This window comes from Kitasatospora sp. NPDC101447 (genome assembly GCF_044767225.1).
Taxonomy (GTDB): Bacteria; Actinomycetota; Actinomycetes; order Streptomycetales; family Streptomycetaceae; genus Kitasatospora.
Map to the genome: position 1 here is coordinate 32,498 of NZ_JBIWNL010000003.1, position 16,281 is coordinate 48,778.

19 protein-coding genes and 1 riboswitch are annotated in these 16,281 nt (G+C 73.8%); of the genes, 7 read left to right on the forward strand and 12 right to left on the reverse strand.

The genetic code is table 11. The features are described 5' to 3' along the window. Nucleotides 1-4 precede the first annotated feature (4 nt). From ACIRST_RS05155 to ACIRST_RS05200, 10 genes are all read right to left on the reverse strand, one after another. Complete coding sequence (locus ACIRST_RS05155; RefSeq protein ID WP_402800198.1) at nucleotides 5-991, reverse strand: NAD-dependent epimerase/dehydratase family protein; 987 nt, start codon at nucleotides 989-991, stop codon at nucleotides 5-7. A gap of 166 nt (nucleotides 992-1,157) precedes the next feature. Then, a complete protein-coding gene (locus ACIRST_RS05160) occupies nucleotides 1,158-2,204 on the reverse strand; it encodes a hemolysin family protein (protein WP_350524993.1) in 1,047 nt (348 codons plus the stop codon). Then, nucleotides 2,201-3,544, reverse strand: coding sequence for a hemolysin family protein (locus tag ACIRST_RS05165; protein WP_350524994.1), 1,344 nt, complete (start codon nucleotides 3,542-3,544; stop codon nucleotides 2,201-2,203). Before ACIRST_RS05165 ends, ACIRST_RS05160 begins: the two co-directional genes overlap by 4 nt. Nucleotides 3,545-3,850: 306 nt before the next feature. Beyond that, nucleotides 3,851-4,291 carry a PH domain-containing protein gene (locus tag ACIRST_RS05170; protein ID WP_350524995.1) on the reverse strand — a complete coding sequence of 147 codons (441 nt, stop codon included), beginning with the start codon at nucleotides 4,289-4,291 and terminating at the stop codon, nucleotides 3,851-3,853. Nucleotides 4,292-4,421: 130 nt separating this feature from the next. Next, nucleotides 4,422-5,270, reverse strand: coding sequence for an ATP phosphoribosyltransferase (gene hisG / locus ACIRST_RS05175; RefSeq protein WP_350524996.1), 849 nt, complete (start codon nucleotides 5,268-5,270; stop codon nucleotides 4,422-4,424). Between the two features lie 96 nt (nucleotides 5,271-5,366). Further along, a complete protein-coding gene (locus tag ACIRST_RS05180; protein WP_097238956.1) occupies nucleotides 5,367-5,639 on the reverse strand; it encodes a phosphoribosyl-ATP diphosphatase in 273 nt (90 codons plus the stop codon). Nucleotides 5,640-5,741: 102 nt separating this feature from the next. Then, entirely contained in the window at nucleotides 5,742-6,215 is a 474-nt protein-coding gene (gene ribH, locus ACIRST_RS05185; protein WP_402800199.1) for a 6,7-dimethyl-8-ribityllumazine synthase, read from the reverse strand. Nucleotides 6,216-6,273: 58 nt separating this feature from the next. Further along, nucleotides 6,274-7,545, reverse strand: a complete 1,272-nt coding sequence (locus ACIRST_RS05190) for a bifunctional 3,4-dihydroxy-2-butanone-4-phosphate synthase/GTP cyclohydrolase II (protein WP_402800201.1) — start codon at nucleotides 7,543-7,545, stop codon at nucleotides 6,274-6,276. Then, nucleotides 7,542-8,189: a nicotinamide mononucleotide transporter family protein gene (locus ACIRST_RS05195; protein WP_350524999.1), complete on the reverse strand. Its 648-nt coding sequence runs from the start codon at nucleotides 8,187-8,189 to the stop codon at nucleotides 7,542-7,544. Before ACIRST_RS05195 ends, ACIRST_RS05190 begins: the two co-directional genes overlap by 4 nt. Then, nucleotides 8,186-8,896 (reverse strand): riboflavin synthase, encoded by a 711-nt coding sequence (locus ACIRST_RS05200; RefSeq protein WP_350525000.1) that lies wholly within the window; start codon nucleotides 8,894-8,896, stop codon nucleotides 8,186-8,188. The genes ACIRST_RS05195 and ACIRST_RS05200 overlap by 4 nt, the downstream gene beginning before the upstream one ends. A 215-nt stretch (nucleotides 8,897-9,111) precedes the next feature. Continuing rightward, nucleotides 9,112-9,239: riboswitch (FMN riboswitch) on the reverse strand. Nucleotides 9,240-9,526: 287 nt separating this feature from the next. On the opposite strand from ACIRST_RS05200, the gene ACIRST_RS05205 reads away from it, so the two are divergent. Then, the gene (locus ACIRST_RS05205) at nucleotides 9,527-9,775 is read left to right on the forward strand and encodes an SCO4226 family nickel-binding protein (protein WP_350525001.1); all 249 of its coding nucleotides are present in this window, start codon (nucleotides 9,527-9,529) and stop codon (nucleotides 9,773-9,775) included. Between the two features lie 40 nt (nucleotides 9,776-9,815). Here ACIRST_RS05205 and ACIRST_RS05210 read toward each other — a convergent pair whose 3' ends face one another. Next, a complete protein-coding gene (locus ACIRST_RS05210; RefSeq protein ID WP_350525002.1) occupies nucleotides 9,816-10,133 on the reverse strand; it encodes an antibiotic biosynthesis monooxygenase in 318 nt (105 codons plus the stop codon). Nucleotides 10,134-10,277: 144 nt separating this feature from the next. On the opposite strand from ACIRST_RS05210, the gene ACIRST_RS05215 reads away from it, so the two are divergent. After that, entirely contained in the window at nucleotides 10,278-10,973 is a 696-nt protein-coding gene (locus tag ACIRST_RS05215; protein ID WP_350525003.1) for an MSMEG_1061 family FMN-dependent PPOX-type flavoprotein, read from the forward strand. Nucleotides 10,974-11,092: 119 nt separating this feature from the next. Here the strand turns inward: ACIRST_RS05215 and ACIRST_RS05220 are convergent, their stop codons facing one another. Further along, a complete protein-coding gene (locus ACIRST_RS05220; protein WP_396547091.1) occupies nucleotides 11,093-11,281 on the reverse strand; it encodes a YegP family protein in 189 nt (62 codons plus the stop codon). A gap of 168 nt (nucleotides 11,282-11,449) precedes the next feature. On the opposite strand from ACIRST_RS05220, the gene ACIRST_RS05225 reads away from it, so the two are divergent. The 5 genes from ACIRST_RS05225 (at nucleotide 11,450) to ACIRST_RS05245 (ending at nucleotide 16,279) form a co-directional block, all read left to right on the forward strand. Beyond that, nucleotides 11,450-11,872 carry an HIT family protein gene (locus tag ACIRST_RS05225; RefSeq protein WP_396547093.1) on the forward strand — a complete coding sequence of 141 codons (423 nt, stop codon included), beginning with the start codon at nucleotides 11,450-11,452 and terminating at the stop codon, nucleotides 11,870-11,872. 230 nt (nucleotides 11,873-12,102) lie between these two features. Beyond that, entirely contained in the window at nucleotides 12,103-13,170 is a 1,068-nt protein-coding gene (locus ACIRST_RS05230) for a serine hydrolase domain-containing protein (protein WP_402800205.1), read from the forward strand. 374 nt (nucleotides 13,171-13,544) lie between these two features. Beyond that, nucleotides 13,545-14,351 carry a hypothetical protein gene (locus ACIRST_RS05235; protein ID WP_402800206.1) on the forward strand — a complete coding sequence of 269 codons (807 nt, stop codon included), beginning with the start codon at nucleotides 13,545-13,547 and terminating at the stop codon, nucleotides 14,349-14,351. 85 nt (nucleotides 14,352-14,436) lie between these two features. Beyond that, nucleotides 14,437-15,642, forward strand: coding sequence for an alpha/beta hydrolase family protein (locus ACIRST_RS05240; RefSeq protein WP_402800207.1), 1,206 nt, complete (start codon nucleotides 14,437-14,439; stop codon nucleotides 15,640-15,642). A gap of 148 nt (nucleotides 15,643-15,790) precedes the next feature. Beyond that, nucleotides 15,791-16,279 (forward strand): Imm21 family immunity protein, encoded by a 489-nt coding sequence (locus ACIRST_RS05245; RefSeq protein WP_350525009.1) that lies wholly within the window; start codon nucleotides 15,791-15,793, stop codon nucleotides 16,277-16,279. Nucleotides 16,280-16,281: the final 2 nt, after the last annotated feature.

Consider the following 16,281-nt stretch of genomic DNA (forward strand, 5'->3'; position numbering starts at 1 on the left):
CGGCTCAGCCCTTGAGCAGCGCCGCCTCCCGCTCCCGGTCGAGCCCGACCGTGACCCGGTCCGAGCGCTGCGGCGCGGTGCCGCCGATCGCCCGCAGCCAGGCCCAGGTGTCCCCGACCGTCTCCGCGACCGGGCGGCAGCGCAGACCGGCGCCGACGGCGCGGTCGACCGATCCGGTGTGCAGGAAGTCGTACAGCGGGCCGGGAGCCAGCCAGATCGGCAGTTCCGTCCACGGCTCGACGCCCGCCGCCAGGATCCGCTCGGGGTCCGTCCAGCGCAGCTCGGCCCCCGCGCCGGTGACGCGGACGCAGGCCTCCAGCAGTTCCCCCATGGTGGCGTGCCCGGACGGGCTGACCAGGTTGTACGGGCCGCCGAGGCGGGCCACCACCGCGTCCAGGGTCCAGACGGCGAGGTCGCGGACGTCGATGTACTGCAGGGCCAGGTCGCGCGGCCCGGGGGCGAGCACCGGGCCGCCCTCGGCGATCCGGTTGAGCCACCAGGGCAGTCGGCCGATGTCCTCGTACGGTCCGAGGATCAGCCCGGCGCGGGCCAGCAGGGCCTGTCCGCCGTACTCCGCCTCCAGGGCCAGCTCGGCGCCCCGCTTGGCCTCGGCGTAGGGCACCTCCCCGGTGAGGTCCGGCGAGGAGGCCACCACGGGCGCCGACTCGCCGCCGCCGGCCACCAGCGGGTAGTCGTACACCGAGCGGCTGGAGACGTACGCGTAGTGGCCGACCCGGCCCTTCAGCGCCCGGGCGCTGTCGCGCACCGCGGCCGGGGCCCAGGACCAGGTGTCCACCACCGCGTCCCACTCCCCCGCGCCGAGCGCCGCGAGCCCGTCCTCGGCCGTGCGGTCGCCCTTCAGCACCCGGACGCCCTCGGGTGCGGGCTGCGTGCCGCGGTTGAGGACCGTCACCTCCCAGCCCCGGGCCAGCGCCTCCTCGGCGACGACCCGTCCGACGAACCTGGTTCCACCCAGCAGGAGAAGTCTCATGCCGACCACTCTCCCCCGGGGGTGGCCGGCACGGAACGGCTGCATGCTCTGGGCAGAATCGCCGGGAGCGGACACGCCCTCGGCGAACCCGGGAACGCCGGGGCCCCCGGCTCCCGATGTCGGGAACCGGGGGCCGGGGGCCGGGCCGCCAGGAGCCGGGAAGTGGCTAGGCGGTGGCGCGGTGGTCCGGGTCGTGCATCTCGCCGATCAGCTCCTCCAGGACGTCCTCCAGCATGACCACACCGAGCGTGCGGCCGTCCTGGTCCAGCACCGCGGCCAGGTGGCAGGCCGCGCGGCGCATCGCGCCGAGGGCGTCGTCCAGCGGGAGGCCGCCGCGCAGCACCGTGATCGGCCGCCACAGGCGGGCCGGGACGGGCGCCGACGGGTCGTCCACGTCGAGGATGTCCTTGAGGTGCAGGTACCCGAGGTAGCCGTGGCCGGCCGGGTCGCCGTCGGTGACCGGGAAGCGCGAGAAGCCGGTGCGCAGGGCGAGCTCCTCGACCTCGGCGGCGGTCGCCTTGGTGTCCACGGTGACCAGCTGCTCGGGCTTGAGCAGCACCTCGGTGACCGGGCGGCGGCCCAGCTCCAGGGCGTCCTCCAGACGCTCCTGGCGCTCCTCGTCGAGCAGTCCGGCGTCCCGCGAGTCGGCCAGCAGGTACATCAGCTGCTCGGTGGTGAAGACCGACTCGACCTCGTCCTTGGCGTCGACCCGGAACAGCCTCAGGATGCCGTTGGCGAAGGCGTTCAGCATCCGGATCACCGGGGCGAGCCAGCGGGCCAGCCGGTCCAGCGGCGGTCCGAGCCACAGCGCGGCCTTCTCCGGGCCGGCCATGGCCATGTTCTTCGGCACCATCTCGCCCATCACCATGTGCAGGAACACCACGACGGCGAGCGAGATCCCGTACGAGAGCGGGTGCATCAGGCCGGCCGGCACGCCGAGCGCGTGGAAGGGGCCCTCCAGCAGGGAGGCGATGGTCGGCTCGGCGAGCGCACCGAGGCCCAGCGAGCAGACGGTGATGCCGAGCTGGGCGGCGGCCAGCATCGCGGAGACGTTGGACAGCGCGTGCAGCACGGTGCGGGCGCGCTTGTGCCCGGCCTCCGCGAGCGGCTCGATCTGGCTGCGGCGCACGGACACCACGGCGAACTCGGCGCCGACGAAGAAGGCGTTGCCGAGCAGGAGCAGGAGTGCGACGGCCAGTTGGAGCACCGTCATCGGACGTCCTCCCCGTCCTCGCCGAACGACGCGGGCCCGACGGTGCGCTCCACCCGGACCCGGCTGGTGCGGTGGCGGTCGACACCGGTCACGGTCAACCGCCAGCCGGGCAGCTCGGCCTGCTCGCCCACCTCGGGGAGCTTGCCGAGCAGGTCGGCGACCAGGCCGGCCAGCGTCTCGTACGGGCCGTCCGGGGCGTTCAGGCCGATGCCCTCCAGCTGGTCGATCCGGGCGCGGCCGTCGGCCTCCCAGACCGGCAGGCCGTTGACGGGCGGCAGCGCGAACAGGTCGGGGTGGTCGTCGGGGTCGTGCTCGTCCTGCACCTCGCCGACGATCTCCTCGACGATGTCCTCGACGGTCACGACGCCGGCGGTGCCGCCGTACTCGTCGACCACGATGGCCATCGGCTGGAGCCGGCGCAGCCGCTCCAGCAGCGTCTCGGCGGGCAGGGTCTCGGGCACCAGCAGCGGCGGCGAGGACAGCTCGGCGACCCGCACCAGGCCGCGCTGGGCGGCCGGAACGGCGAGCGCGTCCTTGAGCGTCACGATGCCGGTGACCTCGTCCAGGCTGTCGGCGTAGACCGGGAAGCGGGACAGGCCGGTGGCCCGGGTGAGGTTGACGACGTCGGAGGCGGTGGCGTCGCGCTGGAGCGCGGACACGTCGACCCGCGGGGTCATCACGGACTCGGCGGTCAGCTCACCCAGGCCCAGGGTGCGGACGAACAGCGTCGCCGACTCCTCGTCTATCGCCCCGGCCCTGGCCGAGTGCCGGGCCAGCGAGACCAGCTCGGCCGGGGTCCGGGCGTGGCCCAGCTCCTCCTGCGGCTCGACGCCGAAGGCGCGGACCGTACGGTCGGCGGCGCCGTTGAGGAAGCTGATCAGCGGGCGGCAGACGAAGGAGAAGGCCATGTGCGGGGCGGCCACCGCGCGGGCCACCTGCAGCGGGCGGGAGATCGCCCAGTTCTTCGGAACCAGCTCGCCGACCACCATCTGGACGACGGTGGCCATCACCATGCCGACGACCACGGCGACGCCGCGGGCGGCCGCGTCGGGCACGCCGAGGCCGGACATCACGGGTGCGAGCAGCGTCGACAGGGCCGGCTCGGCGAGCATGCCGACCACCAGCGAGGTGACGGTGATGCCGAGCTGGGCGCCGGAGAGCTCGAAGGAGAGGTGCCGCAGGGCCCTGGAGACCCGGCGGGACTGCACGTCACCCGCCTTCGCGGAGCGTTCCACCGCCCCGCGCTCGACGGTCACGAAGGCGAACTCGGCGGCCACGAACAGGCCGTTGGCGAGGATCAGGAGAACGGCTGCGAACAACAGCAGCCAGGCGGTGATCACAGTGCCGCCTGCCTTCCGGCGATCGGAAGTGAGGCGGCGCAGGTACTACCGGACGGATCGTCCATCGAGGGGGAGTGTCACTCCTCAGGTCGGTACGGGCGGCGCTTCTCGCGCGCGCTTCAGCGCAGGGCGCACTTTGCCCTGCTTTTACCAGCGTAGACCATAGCCGGACGGACGTAGGAAGGGTGTTCGGGCCCGCCGGGCCCCGGAACCGCAGGTCGCGGGGCCACGGATGCGACGCGGTGGCGGCGGGCGGCCGGGGGGTGCCGACGCGGTGGCGGCGAGTGGCGGCGAGTGCCGGCGGGCTCAGACCGCGGCGTAGTGCTCGACGAGGTCGCGCAGCGCGCGGGCGTCCGCGATCGCCTGCGCCTTGCCGACACCGGGCTGGATGCCGACCGCGGCGAGCGAGGTGCCGTCGGCGAGGTCGAGGGTGGCCCACGGGTCGCCCTGGCGGAAGTTGACCCGGACGATCTCGGCCCAGGCGAGCCGGCGCGTGCGCACGAAGTTGACCACCGTCACGCCGTCCGCGTCGGCGCTCACCCGGGGGCGGGCCAGCATCAGGCCGACGGCGGCGAACAGCACGCCGCTTGCCACCATCATGATCCGGTCGTTGAACTGCCAGTTCTCCGGGAGCAGCACGGCCAGCACGGCGAACAGCACCACCAGCAGGACGCAGACCGGCAGCAGCACGACGCGGGTGCGGCGCGGCGCCCAGGTGACGGGGAACTCGACGGGCGGCGTGGACACGTGGGTCTCCGGGGTGGTTCTGGTGGCGACAGCGCGACGGGGCGGGGGCGCCGACCGGCGTCCCCGCCCCATTGAAGCGTTCTTTACCCGCGAGTGTGCGAGCGGGTCAACCGACCGGCCCGCGAGCGGGTCAGAGGCGGCAGGCGTGGATGTTGGTGACCAGGATGGCCCGGGCGCCGATGCCCCACAGGTCGTCCATGATCCGCTGGGCCTCCTTGCGGAGCACCATCGAGCGGACCGCGACCCAGCCCTCGGTGTGCAGCGGGGAGACGGTCGGCGACTCCAGACCGGGGGTGAGCGCCACGGCGGCGCTGACGTTCTCGGCGCGGATGTCGTAGTCCATCAGCACGTAGCGGCGGGCCACCAGCACGCCCTGGAGGCGGCGCAGGAACTGCTCCACCCGCGAGTCCTCGCCCGCGCCCTTGGGGCGGATCACCACGGCGTCCGAGATCAGGATCGGCTCGCCGAACACCTCCAGGCCCGCGTTGCGCAGGCTGGTGCCGGTCTCCACCACGTCGGCGATCACGTCGGCGACGCCCAGCTGCACCGCGGTCTCGACCGCGCCGTCCAGCTTGGTGACCGTCGCCTTCACGCCGTGGTCGGCGAGGTGCTGCTCGACCAGGCCGGTGTACGAGGTCGCGATCCGCAGGCCCTCCAGGCCCTTGACGTCCTCGACCGCCACGCCCTCGGGGCGCGCGAAGCGGAAGGTCGACCCGGCGAAGCCGAGGGCGAGCACCTCCTCGGCGTTGGAGTGCGAGTCCAGCAGCAGGTCGCGGCCGGTGATGCCGACGTCCAGGCGGCCGGAGCCGACGTAGACGGCGATGTCGCGCGGGCGGAGGAAGAAGAACTCGACCTCGTTGTTCGGGTCGACGAGGACGAGCTCCTTGGGATCCTTCCGCTGCCGGTAGCCGGCCTCATGGAGCATCTCCGCCGCGGGACCCGAGAGAGAACCCTTGTTGGGGACGGCGATGCGCAGCATGGGAGGTTGCTTCCTTACCTGTTGGGAGGGGTGTGCGGTACGGACCGGTTCGGGGGTACGTGTCGACGTCTTCGGGGGGTACGTGCAGACGGTCGTCTAGAGGTACTTGTAGACGTCGTCGAGCGTCAGCCCGCGGGCGATCATCATCACCTGAAGGTGGTAGAGGAGCTGGGAGATCTCCTCCGCCGTCTGCTCGTCCGACTGGAACTCGGCGGCCATCCAGACCTCGGCGGCCTCCTCGACGACCTTCTTGCCGATCGCATGGACGCCCTGCTGGACGAGCTGCGCGGTACGGGAGGACGAGGGGTCGCCGGTGGCGGCCTTCTGCTGGAGCTCGGCGAAGAGCTCCTCGAATGTCTTCGAAGCCATGATGGGCCCACCATACGGCGTGCGGGCGAGCGGACGGTAAACGGTCCCGGACCGTGGACAGTCCGGTGGACGTCCACGGTCCGGGACCGTACGGGCGGGTGCTCAGAGCGCGGCGCGCAGCACCGCGGCGGTGGCGACGGCGGCGGTGACGGCCTCGTGTCCCTTGTCCTCGGCGGAGCCCGGCAGCCCGGCGCGGTCGAGCGCCTGCTCCTCGTTGTCGCAGGTCAGCACGCCGAAGCCGACCGGGACCCCGGTGTCGACGCTGACCTGGGTCAGGCCGGTGGTGGCCGCCTGGCAGACGTAGTCGAAGTGCGGGGTGCCGCCGCGGACGACCACGCCGAGGGCGACGACGGCGTCGTAGCCGCGCTCGGCGAGGCGCTTGGCGGCGACCGGCAGTTCGAAGGTGCCGGGGACGCGCAGCACGGTCGGCTCGGCGATGCCCAGCTCCTTGAGCGCGCGGTGGGCGCCGTCCAGCAGGCCGTTCATCACCACGTCGTGCCACTGGGCGGCGACGACGGCGACCTTGAGGTCGGCGGCGCCTTCGATGGTCAGCTCGGGGGCTCCGTGGCCGCTCATGTTCTTCGTCCGATCTGTCGTGTGGGGCGTGCGGGTGGGGCGTGCGGGTGGGGTGGGTTCAGGAGCCGAGGCCGGGCAGGTCGTGGCCCATCCGGTCGCGCTTGGTCTGCAGGTAGCGCAGGTTGTGCTCGCCGGGCGCGATCTCGACCGCCTCGCGCCCCTTGACCTTCAGGCCGTGCTCGGTGAGCGCGGTCAGCTTCTGCGGGTTGTTGGTGAGCAGGGTGAGCGAGCGGACGCCGAGGTCCACCAGCATCTGTGCCGCGATGCTGTAGTCGCGGGCGTCGGCGGGCAGGCCGAGGTCCAGGTTGGCGTCGACGGTGTCGCGCCCCTGCTCCTGCAGCTCGTACGCGCGCAGCTTGTGGGCCAGGCCGATCCCCCGCCCCTCGTGCCCGCGCAGGTAGAGCACCACGCCGCGGCCGGCCTCGGCGACCCGCTGCAGCGAGGCCTCCAACTGCGGGCCGCAGTCGCAGCGCAGCGAGCCGAGCACGTCGCCGGTCAGGCACTCGGAGTGGACCCGCACCAGGACGTCCTCGCCGCCCGGCAGCCGTCCGTCGGCGTCCAGGCCGCCGGCCACCAGCGCGATGTGCTCGACGCCGTCGAGGGTGCCCTTGTAGCCGACGGCGGTGAACTCGCCGTGCACGGTGGGCAGGGCGGTCACGGCGGCCCGGTCGACGTGCAGCTCGGTGCGGCGGCGGTAGGCGATCAGGTCCTCGATGGAGATGATCGCGAGGCCGTGCTCGCGGGCGAAGGCGACCAGCTCGGGCAGCCGGGCCATGGTGCCGTCGTCGTTGACGACCTCGGCGATCGCGCCCGCCGGCGGCAGCCCGGCCAGCCGGGCCAGGTCGACGGCGGCCTCGGTGTGGCCGGGGCGGACCAGCACGCCGCCCTCGACGGCGCGCAGCGGGAAGACGTGCCCGGGGCGGGTGAGGTCCCCGGGCTCGGTGCCGGCGGAGGACAGCAGCCGGACGGTGCGGGCGCGGTCGGCGGCGGAGATCCCGGTGTCGACCCCGTCGCGGGCGTCCACCGAGACGGTGTACGCGGTGCCCTTGCGGTCCTCGTTGACGTGGGTCATCGGCGGGAGCTTGAGGCGGTCCAGCTCCTCGCCGGTCATCGGGGTGCAGATCACGCCCGAGCTGTAGCGGATGGTGAAGGCCATCAGCTCGGGGGTGGCCGCGGAGGCGGCGAAGACGATGTCGCCCTCGTTCTCGCGGTCCTCGTCGTCGACCACGATCACGGCACGGCCGAGGGCGATGTCGGCGATCGCCCGCTCGACCGGGTCGAGCACGAGCTCGACCCCGGCGGTGCCCTTGTCGGACTGGTTCTCGGTCATGCCGTGGCTCCCTGCGGGACGGTGGCGGACTTGGTGCGCGGCTCACGGGTGCTCAGCCACCAGGAGCGCAGGCCGAGCAGCACCAGGACGAAGTAGACGGAGTAGGTGAGGCCGGAGAAGGAGTAGCCGCTGTTGAAGGCGAGCGGGACGCCGACCACGTCGACCGCGATCCAGGCGAACCAGAACTCCAGCCAGCCGCGGGCCTGGGCGACCATCGCGGCCAGCGTGCCCACGAAGATGTAGGCGTCCGACCACGGGCTCCAGGACAGGCTGGGGAAGGAGGTGAAGAGCAGGGCCAGCGCGATGGTCCCGGCCGCGGTCCCCGCCACCAGGGCGGCCCGCTCGGGCCAGGTGGCGAACCGTACGGCGATCGTGCCGGTGTCCCGGCGGCCCCGCCGCCACTGCGCCCAGCCCCAGGCGGCGGTGGCGATCACGATCAGCTGCTTGCCGATCAGGCCGGGGACGTGGCCCCCGAGGTAGGCGCTGATCAGCACCACGCCGGACAGCAGCTGGACCGGCCAGCTCCACACCGAACGGCGCCAGCCGAGCGCGAGGCCGCCGAAACCGAGCAGGTTGCCGATCATGTCGGCCCACTTCACGTGCTCACCGAGGACGGTGAACGCCTCTCCACTGAGCCAGCTCACCGGGACTCCTCCGGGGTCTCGTCGGTCGACGCGCCCTGCGGGCCGGACAGGCCGGGCAGGTTCGGCAGGTTCGGCAGGGTGCGGGACTCCAGCAGGCGCTCGACGTACTTGGCCAGCACGTCCACCTCCAGGTTGACGCTCTCGCCGACGGTCTTGGCGCCGAGCGTGGTCAGCGCGAGGGTGGCCGGGATGAGGCTCACGGTGAAGCTGTCCCGGGCGGCCTCCACCACGGTGAGGCTGACGCCGTCGACCGTGATCGAGCCCTTCTCCACCAGGTAGCGAGAGATGGTGTCGGGCAGCGAGAACCGCAGGACCTCCCAGCGCAGTTCGCCGTTCGCGTCGCGCTCGCCGGGCTCGCGGCTCAACAGCCGCCCGGTGGCGTCGACATGGCCCTGCACGAGGTGGCCGCCGAGGCGGGCACCGAGCGCCATGGCGCGCTCCAGGTTGACCCGGGAGCCGGGCTTCAGCTCGCCGAGGCTGGAGCGGTGCAGCGTCTCGGCCATCACGTCGGCGCTGAACTCACCGGTGCCCGCGGCCAGTTCCTCCGGGCTGTCGACGACCGTCAGGCAGACGCCGTTGACCGCGATGGAGTCACCGTGGCCCGCGTCCGCACAGACCACCGGGCCGCGCAGGCGGATCCGCGAGGAGTCGCCGATCTCCTCGATCGACACGACCTCGCCGAGCTCTTCGATGATGCCGGTGAACACCCGGGTTCTCCTCGCGCTTGGGGCGCGGACTCCGGGGCGGCATGGGAGATGACACGGACGGGCACCGGTGCGCGAACCCGCGGCACGACCCGTCGCCGGGATGCCGAGGCCGCCGGGAGATCGCTCGCCCGGCCCGGGAGACACCGCTCCCGCCGTACACCTGACCGCGGTCCGGTCCGGTAACGACGGACCACGGGTACTGCTCTTCGTCCGCCCGCGCACGCCTCCCATCCGGACTTTAACCGTCGGTCCAGGAATTTCACCTGGTCAACCGGCCGCTGGCTGCGGACGGGTCGCGGACTGTAACCGCCGGTTCGGATTTTCACCGACCCCGGAGTGCGCTGAACGTCACTGCTGTTGCGGTCATTCTGCCACGGCCGACGCAAGGCCAGGGAGTGCCTTCCGCTGTGGTCTGTTTCACGGACTTGCGGGGAATGCGCGTCGGGGTGCTACGCGCTGTGGGCGGGCCTCGTGGAGCGGGCTTCGCCGGGCGGGCCTCGTGGAGCGGGCCGCGTCGTGGGGCTTCGTCGGCCGCGTCGGGGCCGGTCTGGTGGCGGAGGCGGGCGGCGGGGGTGAGGCTTGAGGTGGGGGCCCTGCCGGTGACGCACCGAGGCAACGGAGGCGAGGGACATGGCGAAGTTCATGGACGTCCACCACGGGATGGCCGGGATCACGGCCGAGCAGCTCAGGCAGGCCCATGCGGCCGACCTGGCGGCCCAGGGAGACGAGGGCGTCCAGTTCGAGCAGGCGTGGGCGGACCCGGAGTCGGGCACGGTGTACTGCCTCTCCGACGCGCCCTCCAAGGAGGCCGTGCAGCGGGTGCACAGCCGTACCGGTCACCCGGCGGACGAGATCCACCCGGTGCCGTTGTCGGTGTGAGCCCGGGTCTCCGCTTCGGGCGGTTCGGGCTTCGCGCGGTTCAGAGCGTGGCGGGCGTGCCGATCTGCAGGAAGTGGGTGACCTCCGGAGGGTGGGCGAGGTAGCGCAGCTCGCCCTCCGACCACACCGGCCGGATCCGCCACATCGGCCCCGCGTACCCGCGCAGGGCGTCCTCGTCCCGCCAGCGACTGACCACCAGCACGCGGTGCCCGTTCTCCTCCGACACCGAGCGCAGCAGTTCGCCGCCGAGGCAGCCGTCCGTCCGCCCCAGCTGCGGGATCACCTGGGCGGTCAGGTGAGCGCAGAACTCCTCGATGCGACCGGCGAGCACCTGCCCGGCCCAGATTCTGACGATCACGACCACCACCTCCGGCTGGCTGGAGTCCCTGGCCCCATTATGGGCGTAAAACCGCTGGTGGCGAGGGGTGGAGCCGAGCTTCGGCCGGGGGTTCCGGAACGATCTGCCACTGGCGTGCCGCAGGGCCTGCACTACATTCCCGGTATGACCACCACACCGGAAGCTGTCGTTCCGTCAAGCACCAGTCCGGACCGGCCGGGCGGCCTGTTCGAGGCCCTCCGCGCGGGGGCCCTCCGCGACGCCGCCCAGCTGCGCGAGATCTACGAGCAGCCCGGCGACCACGCGCGCCGCAAGCAGGTCGACCACCTGCACGAGGTCGCGCAGCGCCTGATCGCGTGCTCCTCGCTGGTCTTCGTCGCCAGCGCCGACGCCGCCGGGCGGTGCGACGTCTCCCCGCGCGGCGGGCCGGCCGGAGTGGTCTCGGTGCTCGACGAGTACACCCTGGCCATCCCGGACGCCACCGGCAACAAGCGGTTGGACACCCTGCACAACATCCTGGAGACCGGCCGGGTCGGCCTGCTCTTCGTCGTCCCGGGCCGCGACACCACGCTGCGGGTGAACGGTCGGGCCTGCGTCTCCACCGACCCGGAGCTGCTGCGCCAGCTGACCGCCGTCGGCAAGCCGCCGCGCAGCGCGATCGTCGTCGCGGTGGAGGAGGTGTACGCGCACTGCCCGAAGTCGCTCCTGCGCGCCTCGGCGTGGAAGCCGGAGAACTGGCTGGCCGAGGACACCCAGCCGACCTCGGCGGAGATCACGCTCTCGCACCTGCGGGACGAGTCGCTGACCATCGCGATGATCGAGCAGAACGAGCGGGAGGCGTTGCTGTACCGGTACGAGTGAGGTCCGGCCGCGTTGCGGCGGGTGGGGGTGCCGGGAGCGTTGCGGGTGCCGGGGGGCGACGTGCCCGGTGGGCGGGTGTGCCCGCGCCCGCCGGGCTCCGCGCTCCGGGCTCCGGGCGCTCAGGCGGCCTTGGGGACGTCCACCACGGCCGCGCCGTCGGCGGCCCGTTGGACGGCGTCGACGCCCTTGTGGGCGGCCTCCTTGCTGGCGTAGCCCTGGCCGGTGGCGACGATCTCGCCGTTGCCCGCCTTGAGCCGGAACCGGTACTTGCCACCGGAGTCCTCGTAGACCTCGAACTTGCCCGACATCCGGGTACCTCCTCGTGGGGCGCGCGGGACGCGCGCTGATCGGCCCCCTGCAGCACCGTGCGCCCGGCGGCGGGGCGGGCGCACCCGGTCGGCACCCGGTCGGGTGAAGGCTCAGCCGTGGGGGTTTGCCGGGGTGCCGGGGGGACCACCGGTGGCTTGAATGGACGGATGGACTGCGTCTTCTGTGCGGTGGTGGCGGGCGCGGAGCCCGCGCACCGGGTGCTGGACGACGAGGCGGCGGTCGCCTTCCTGGACCGCCGGCCGCTGTTCCCCGGCCACGTCCTGGTCGTGCCACGCGCCCACCACCGGACCCTGGCGGACCTGCCGGCGGACGAGGTGGGGCCGTTCTTCCTGCGCGTGCAGCGGGTGGCCGCGGCCGTCGAGCGCGGGCTGGGCGCGGCGGGCAGCTTCGTGGCGGCGAACAACCGGATCAGCCAGTCCGTGCCCCACCTGCACGTCCACGTGGTTCCGCGCAATCCGAAGGACGGGCTGCGCGGGTTCTTCTGGCCGCGGGGGAAGTACCCGGACGAGGCGGGGGCGGCGGAGGTCGCGGCCCGGTTGCGGGCGGCTCTGGCGGCACCGGCCGGATGAGCGCCGCGCCGAGGTGCGCCGTGAGGTGCCGCGGTGTGCGGTGAGGTGCCGTCAGGTGCCGAGGCGCGCCGCACGGGGTCCCGCACGGGGTCCCGCCGCGCGGGGTCCCGCCGCGCGGGCTCCTAGCGTGCGGAACGCGGCCGGACGTACACCCGGAGGATCATCGGGGGCGGCCGAAATCGTTTCCGGGGCTGACGATCCGGCAGGTCGGCCCGCCTAGGCTCACTGCCATGAACGAACTCGCGCGCGTCGTGCAGCAGACGGTCGATCGGCTCGCGGACCGGCACGTCGGCGCGGTGGTCGCCGGGCTGGCCGGCGGTGACACGGAGATCCGCGGTGCCGGGCGGACGGGGCCCGGTGGAAGCACGCCGGGGCCGGACACCGTCTTCGAGATCGGATCCGTCACCAAGGTGTTCACCTCGCTCGTGCTCGCGCGGCTGGCGCTCGACGACGCGGTGCGGCTCGACGAACCGCTCGCCGAGGTGCTCGCCGACGCGCGCGGCGGCAGCCGGGTCGTCGTCCCCGGCCGGGGCGGCCGCCCGATCACCCTGCGACACCTGGCCACCCACACCGCGGGGCTCCCCCGACTGCCCCGGGGCATGCTGTCGAAGGCCCTGCTCAGGCCCAACGACCCTGATCCGTACGCCGGTTGCACGGCCGAGTACGTGCTGGACGGGCTCGCCCGGACCCGCCTGCGGGCCGCACCCGGACACAGCTTCCGCTACTCCAACCTCGGCGCCGGGCTGCTCGGCCTGGCCCTCGCACACCGGGCCGGCACCGGGTACGAGGAGCTGGTGGCGCGCGAGGTCTGCGAACCGCTGGGACTGACGGACACCCACGTGCGGTCGGACGCCGAGCGCTCCGGGCGGCTCGCGCACGGGCACACGACGGGCGGACGGCCGGTACCGTACTGGGACCTGGCGGCCGTGCCGGGCATGGGCGGGCTGCGGTCGACCGCCGCCGACCTCGCGGTGCTGCTGCGGGCCCAGCTGACCGCCGAGCGCGAGCCCGACGCGCCACTGGCGCCCGCGATCACGCTCACCCGGGAGACCAGGCACCGGGTCAACCCGTTCGCCTGGATGCACCTGGGCTGGCTCGGCCACCGGCTGCACTCCCAGCAGGGCGGCCACCTGCAGATCTGGCACAACGGCGGTACGGGCGGCTTCCGTTCGTTCGTGGCCTTCGACCCGGAGAAGCAGGTGGGGGTGGTGGTGCTGGCCAACACCCGCCGGTCGGCCGACCCGGCGGGCACGGCGCTGCTGCGCCGCCTGCAGCAGGACTTCGCGACGGCGGGGTGACCGGGGGCCGGCGGGCGCGGGCCGCTCGGGAGCGTGGACGGCGGCCCGGGATCAGCGGGGCGGACGACGAACGGCCGCGTCGCTCCCGCCGGCCGGTCCGCCTGACCCCGGTGCCCGGCCGCGGGGCCCGGCCGCCGGGCGGGCGGGCCGTCCCGATCCGGTGCCGCCGATGGACGTTCACCCGGCGCCGGACGGCGACCCCTGCCGATGTGCACCCCCGGTCGCGGTGAGCTCCGGGCGGGAGGCGATGATGACGGGGTCGTTTCAGGCCAAAACGTGCTGATTGGCACTGTTGCCGGGTACGGCGGACGGTCGATGCTGGTGATCCGGCAGATGCGGTTCCGACGGGAGGCCGCCGAGAGAAAGGGGCCGACGTGGCGGTGGTGTGGTCGCCGACGCGGGCGCGGGCCGTCCGCCCGGTCGTGCAGGCCGGAGCGGCCGGGCCGACCGGGCTCGGCGGGCCGGGCGACCGGCTCGGCCCGGTGGTGCGGGTGCACCGGCGTTTCCGGCCGGTCCCTCGGCGGGCGCGGGCGTGGGTGGACGTCTGCGCGGCCGTCGTCGCGGTGGTGGCCTGCCTTGCGCTCGGGCAGTGGTGGCCCGCGCCCGTGGTGGGGGCCGTCGCGGTGGTGGCGGCGAGCACCTTCGGGTGGCTGCGGCCGGTGGCCGGGCCGCGGGCGGTGCGCGTCCACGAGGGCGGGCTGGTGCTCGTCGCGGCGGACGGCGGCGAGCGCACGCTGCCGTGGAGCGCGGTGGAGGCCACCGAGTACGTTCCCGGCGGGCGGCGCGGGGTCCGCGAGCAGGGGCGAATATGGCCGGCCGGCGCGGACGAGCCGGTGGTGCTGGAGCACCTGCGCGGGCTGGGCCGGTTGTTCCGGGAGCTGGAGGTGCGCCTCTCCCCCGGGCTGCGGGCCGCGCTGCACGAGTCGCTGGGCACCGAGGGGAGCGTCCGGTTCGCCCGGGGGCGACTGACGGTGACGGCCGGCGGCCTGGTGCACCGGCCGCCGCACCCGCTCGCGGCGACGGAGGCCTACCGCTGGGCGGAGGTGGAGTCGGCCCGCGCGTCCGACCTCGGAGAGCTGGAGATCCGGACGCACTCGGCCGGCCTGCCGCTCACCTTCCCGGCACCCAACGCCCGAGCGGCGGCGGACTTCCTGGAGGAACTCCGGGCTGCGGCCCCCTAGGGGACGCGAAGGGCTCTTCCCGGAGGGGATCAGTACGCCGCTGAGTGGACGTCAATTCCCTTGCCGGAAGCCTACCGTCGCCGATATGAGCCGACTTCGCACCACTGCCGCCGCGGCAGCCCTGCTGCTCGCGCTGCCGCTGTCCGTAGCCGCCGCCGTGCCGGCCCTGGCCGCGCCCACCGCCCCGGCCCCAGCCGGGACCGCCACCGCCACCGCTCCGACCACCACCCCGGCCGCCGTCCACATCGAACTCCCCCGCCCGACCGGGCCGTACGCGGTCGGGCAGGAGGTCCTGCACCTGGTGGACCAGAACCGTCCGGACCCGTGGGTGCCCTCCGCCGGTCCGCGCCAGCTGATGGTCTCGATGTACTACCCCGCACACGCCGGGACGGGCAGCCCGACGCCGTACATGACCGACGGTGCCGCCCGCGCCCTGCTGGACACCAAGGTGCCGGGCAACACCATCCCGACCGAGGCGATCACCGGCGCCCGGACGTGGGCGGAGTCCGGCGCGCGCCCCCAGGGCGGCCACTACCCGCTCATCGTGCTGTCGCCCGGCTTCACCATGCCGCGGACCTCGCTGACCGGCCTCGCCGAGGACCTGACCAGCCGCGGGTACGTCGTCGCGCTGATCGACCACACCTACGAGAACACCGGCACGACCTTCCCGGACGGGCAGACGCTGCCCTGCGTGATGTGCGGCCGCCCCAAGGACTGGTCGAAGGTCGACGAGAGCCGCGCGAAGGACGTGTCCTTCGTCCTCGACCGCCTGACCGACCGCCCGCACCCGGCCTGGCGCTACGCCCGCATGATCGACCGCGACCGGATCGGCATGGCCGGGCACTCGGCGGGCGGCGCGGCCACCGTCCCGGCCCTGCTCACCGACGACCGGATCCAGGCCGGGGCGGACCTGGACGGCAGCATGGACGTCCTGGTGCCCGCCTCCGGGATCGGCGGCAAGCCGTACCTGATGATGGGGCACCCGCTGCCCGGCGGCGCCGAGGACAGCAGCTGGGTCCAGAGCTGGCCCAACCTGGACGGCTGGAAGCGCTGGCTGACCGTCGACGGCTCCAACCACGGCAGCTTCACCGACTTCCCGCTGTTCATGGAGAAGCTGGGCCTCCCCCAGGACCCGGGCACCACGCTGTCCGGCCTGCGCGGCATCGAGCTGACCCGCCGGTACGTCGGCGCCTTCTTCGACCTGCAGCTGAAGGGCATCGAGCAGCCGCTGCTCGACGGGCCGACCGCCGCCGACCCGGAGGTGCGGTTCGACGGCTCCGGGCACTCCTGAGGGCTCCCGGGCACCCGCCCGTGAGCGGGGCAGCCGGCACCCGGCCGGCGGCCCCGTCGGCGCGGCGGCCGGTTCGAACCCCGCGGCGGGACCGCCGGAGCACCCCCGCGGGACCGCCGCACCCCGTCCGACGTGCGAGGATTCCCACATGATCACCGCGGCGCGGGGCTGGCTGGACGGAACCGACTCGGGGCTCTTCGTGCTGCTCGCCGAGGAGGCCGTCGAGGGCTGGGAGGGTTGCCAGGAGGCCGTGGTGGAGACGGCCGGGGACTACGCCGCCGCCCACCCGGTGCCCGGGCGGGAGGCCGTGCTGGTGCTGGGCGGGGAGCCGCTGCCGATCGGCTGGCTGCCGGAGGAGCGGGTGTTCGTCCGGCCCCTCCTCTTCGACTGCTCGGACGACGTCCGGCCGCTGGTACGCGAGGCTCTGCGGTCGGGGACGTGGGAGGACGGGCCGGTCCTGGAGCTGACCGCCGGGCGGTACCTGCTCACCGATGTGTTCCACGACGGCCCGGACGCCCTGGAGAGCAGCGAGTACCTGACCGTCGACCTGCCGCCCGGGCGGTACCTGGTCCGGTCGCTGAAGGCCGAGCCCGAGCGCTGGGAGGAGTTCCACCTGGAGCGCCTGCTGCCACGGTGAGC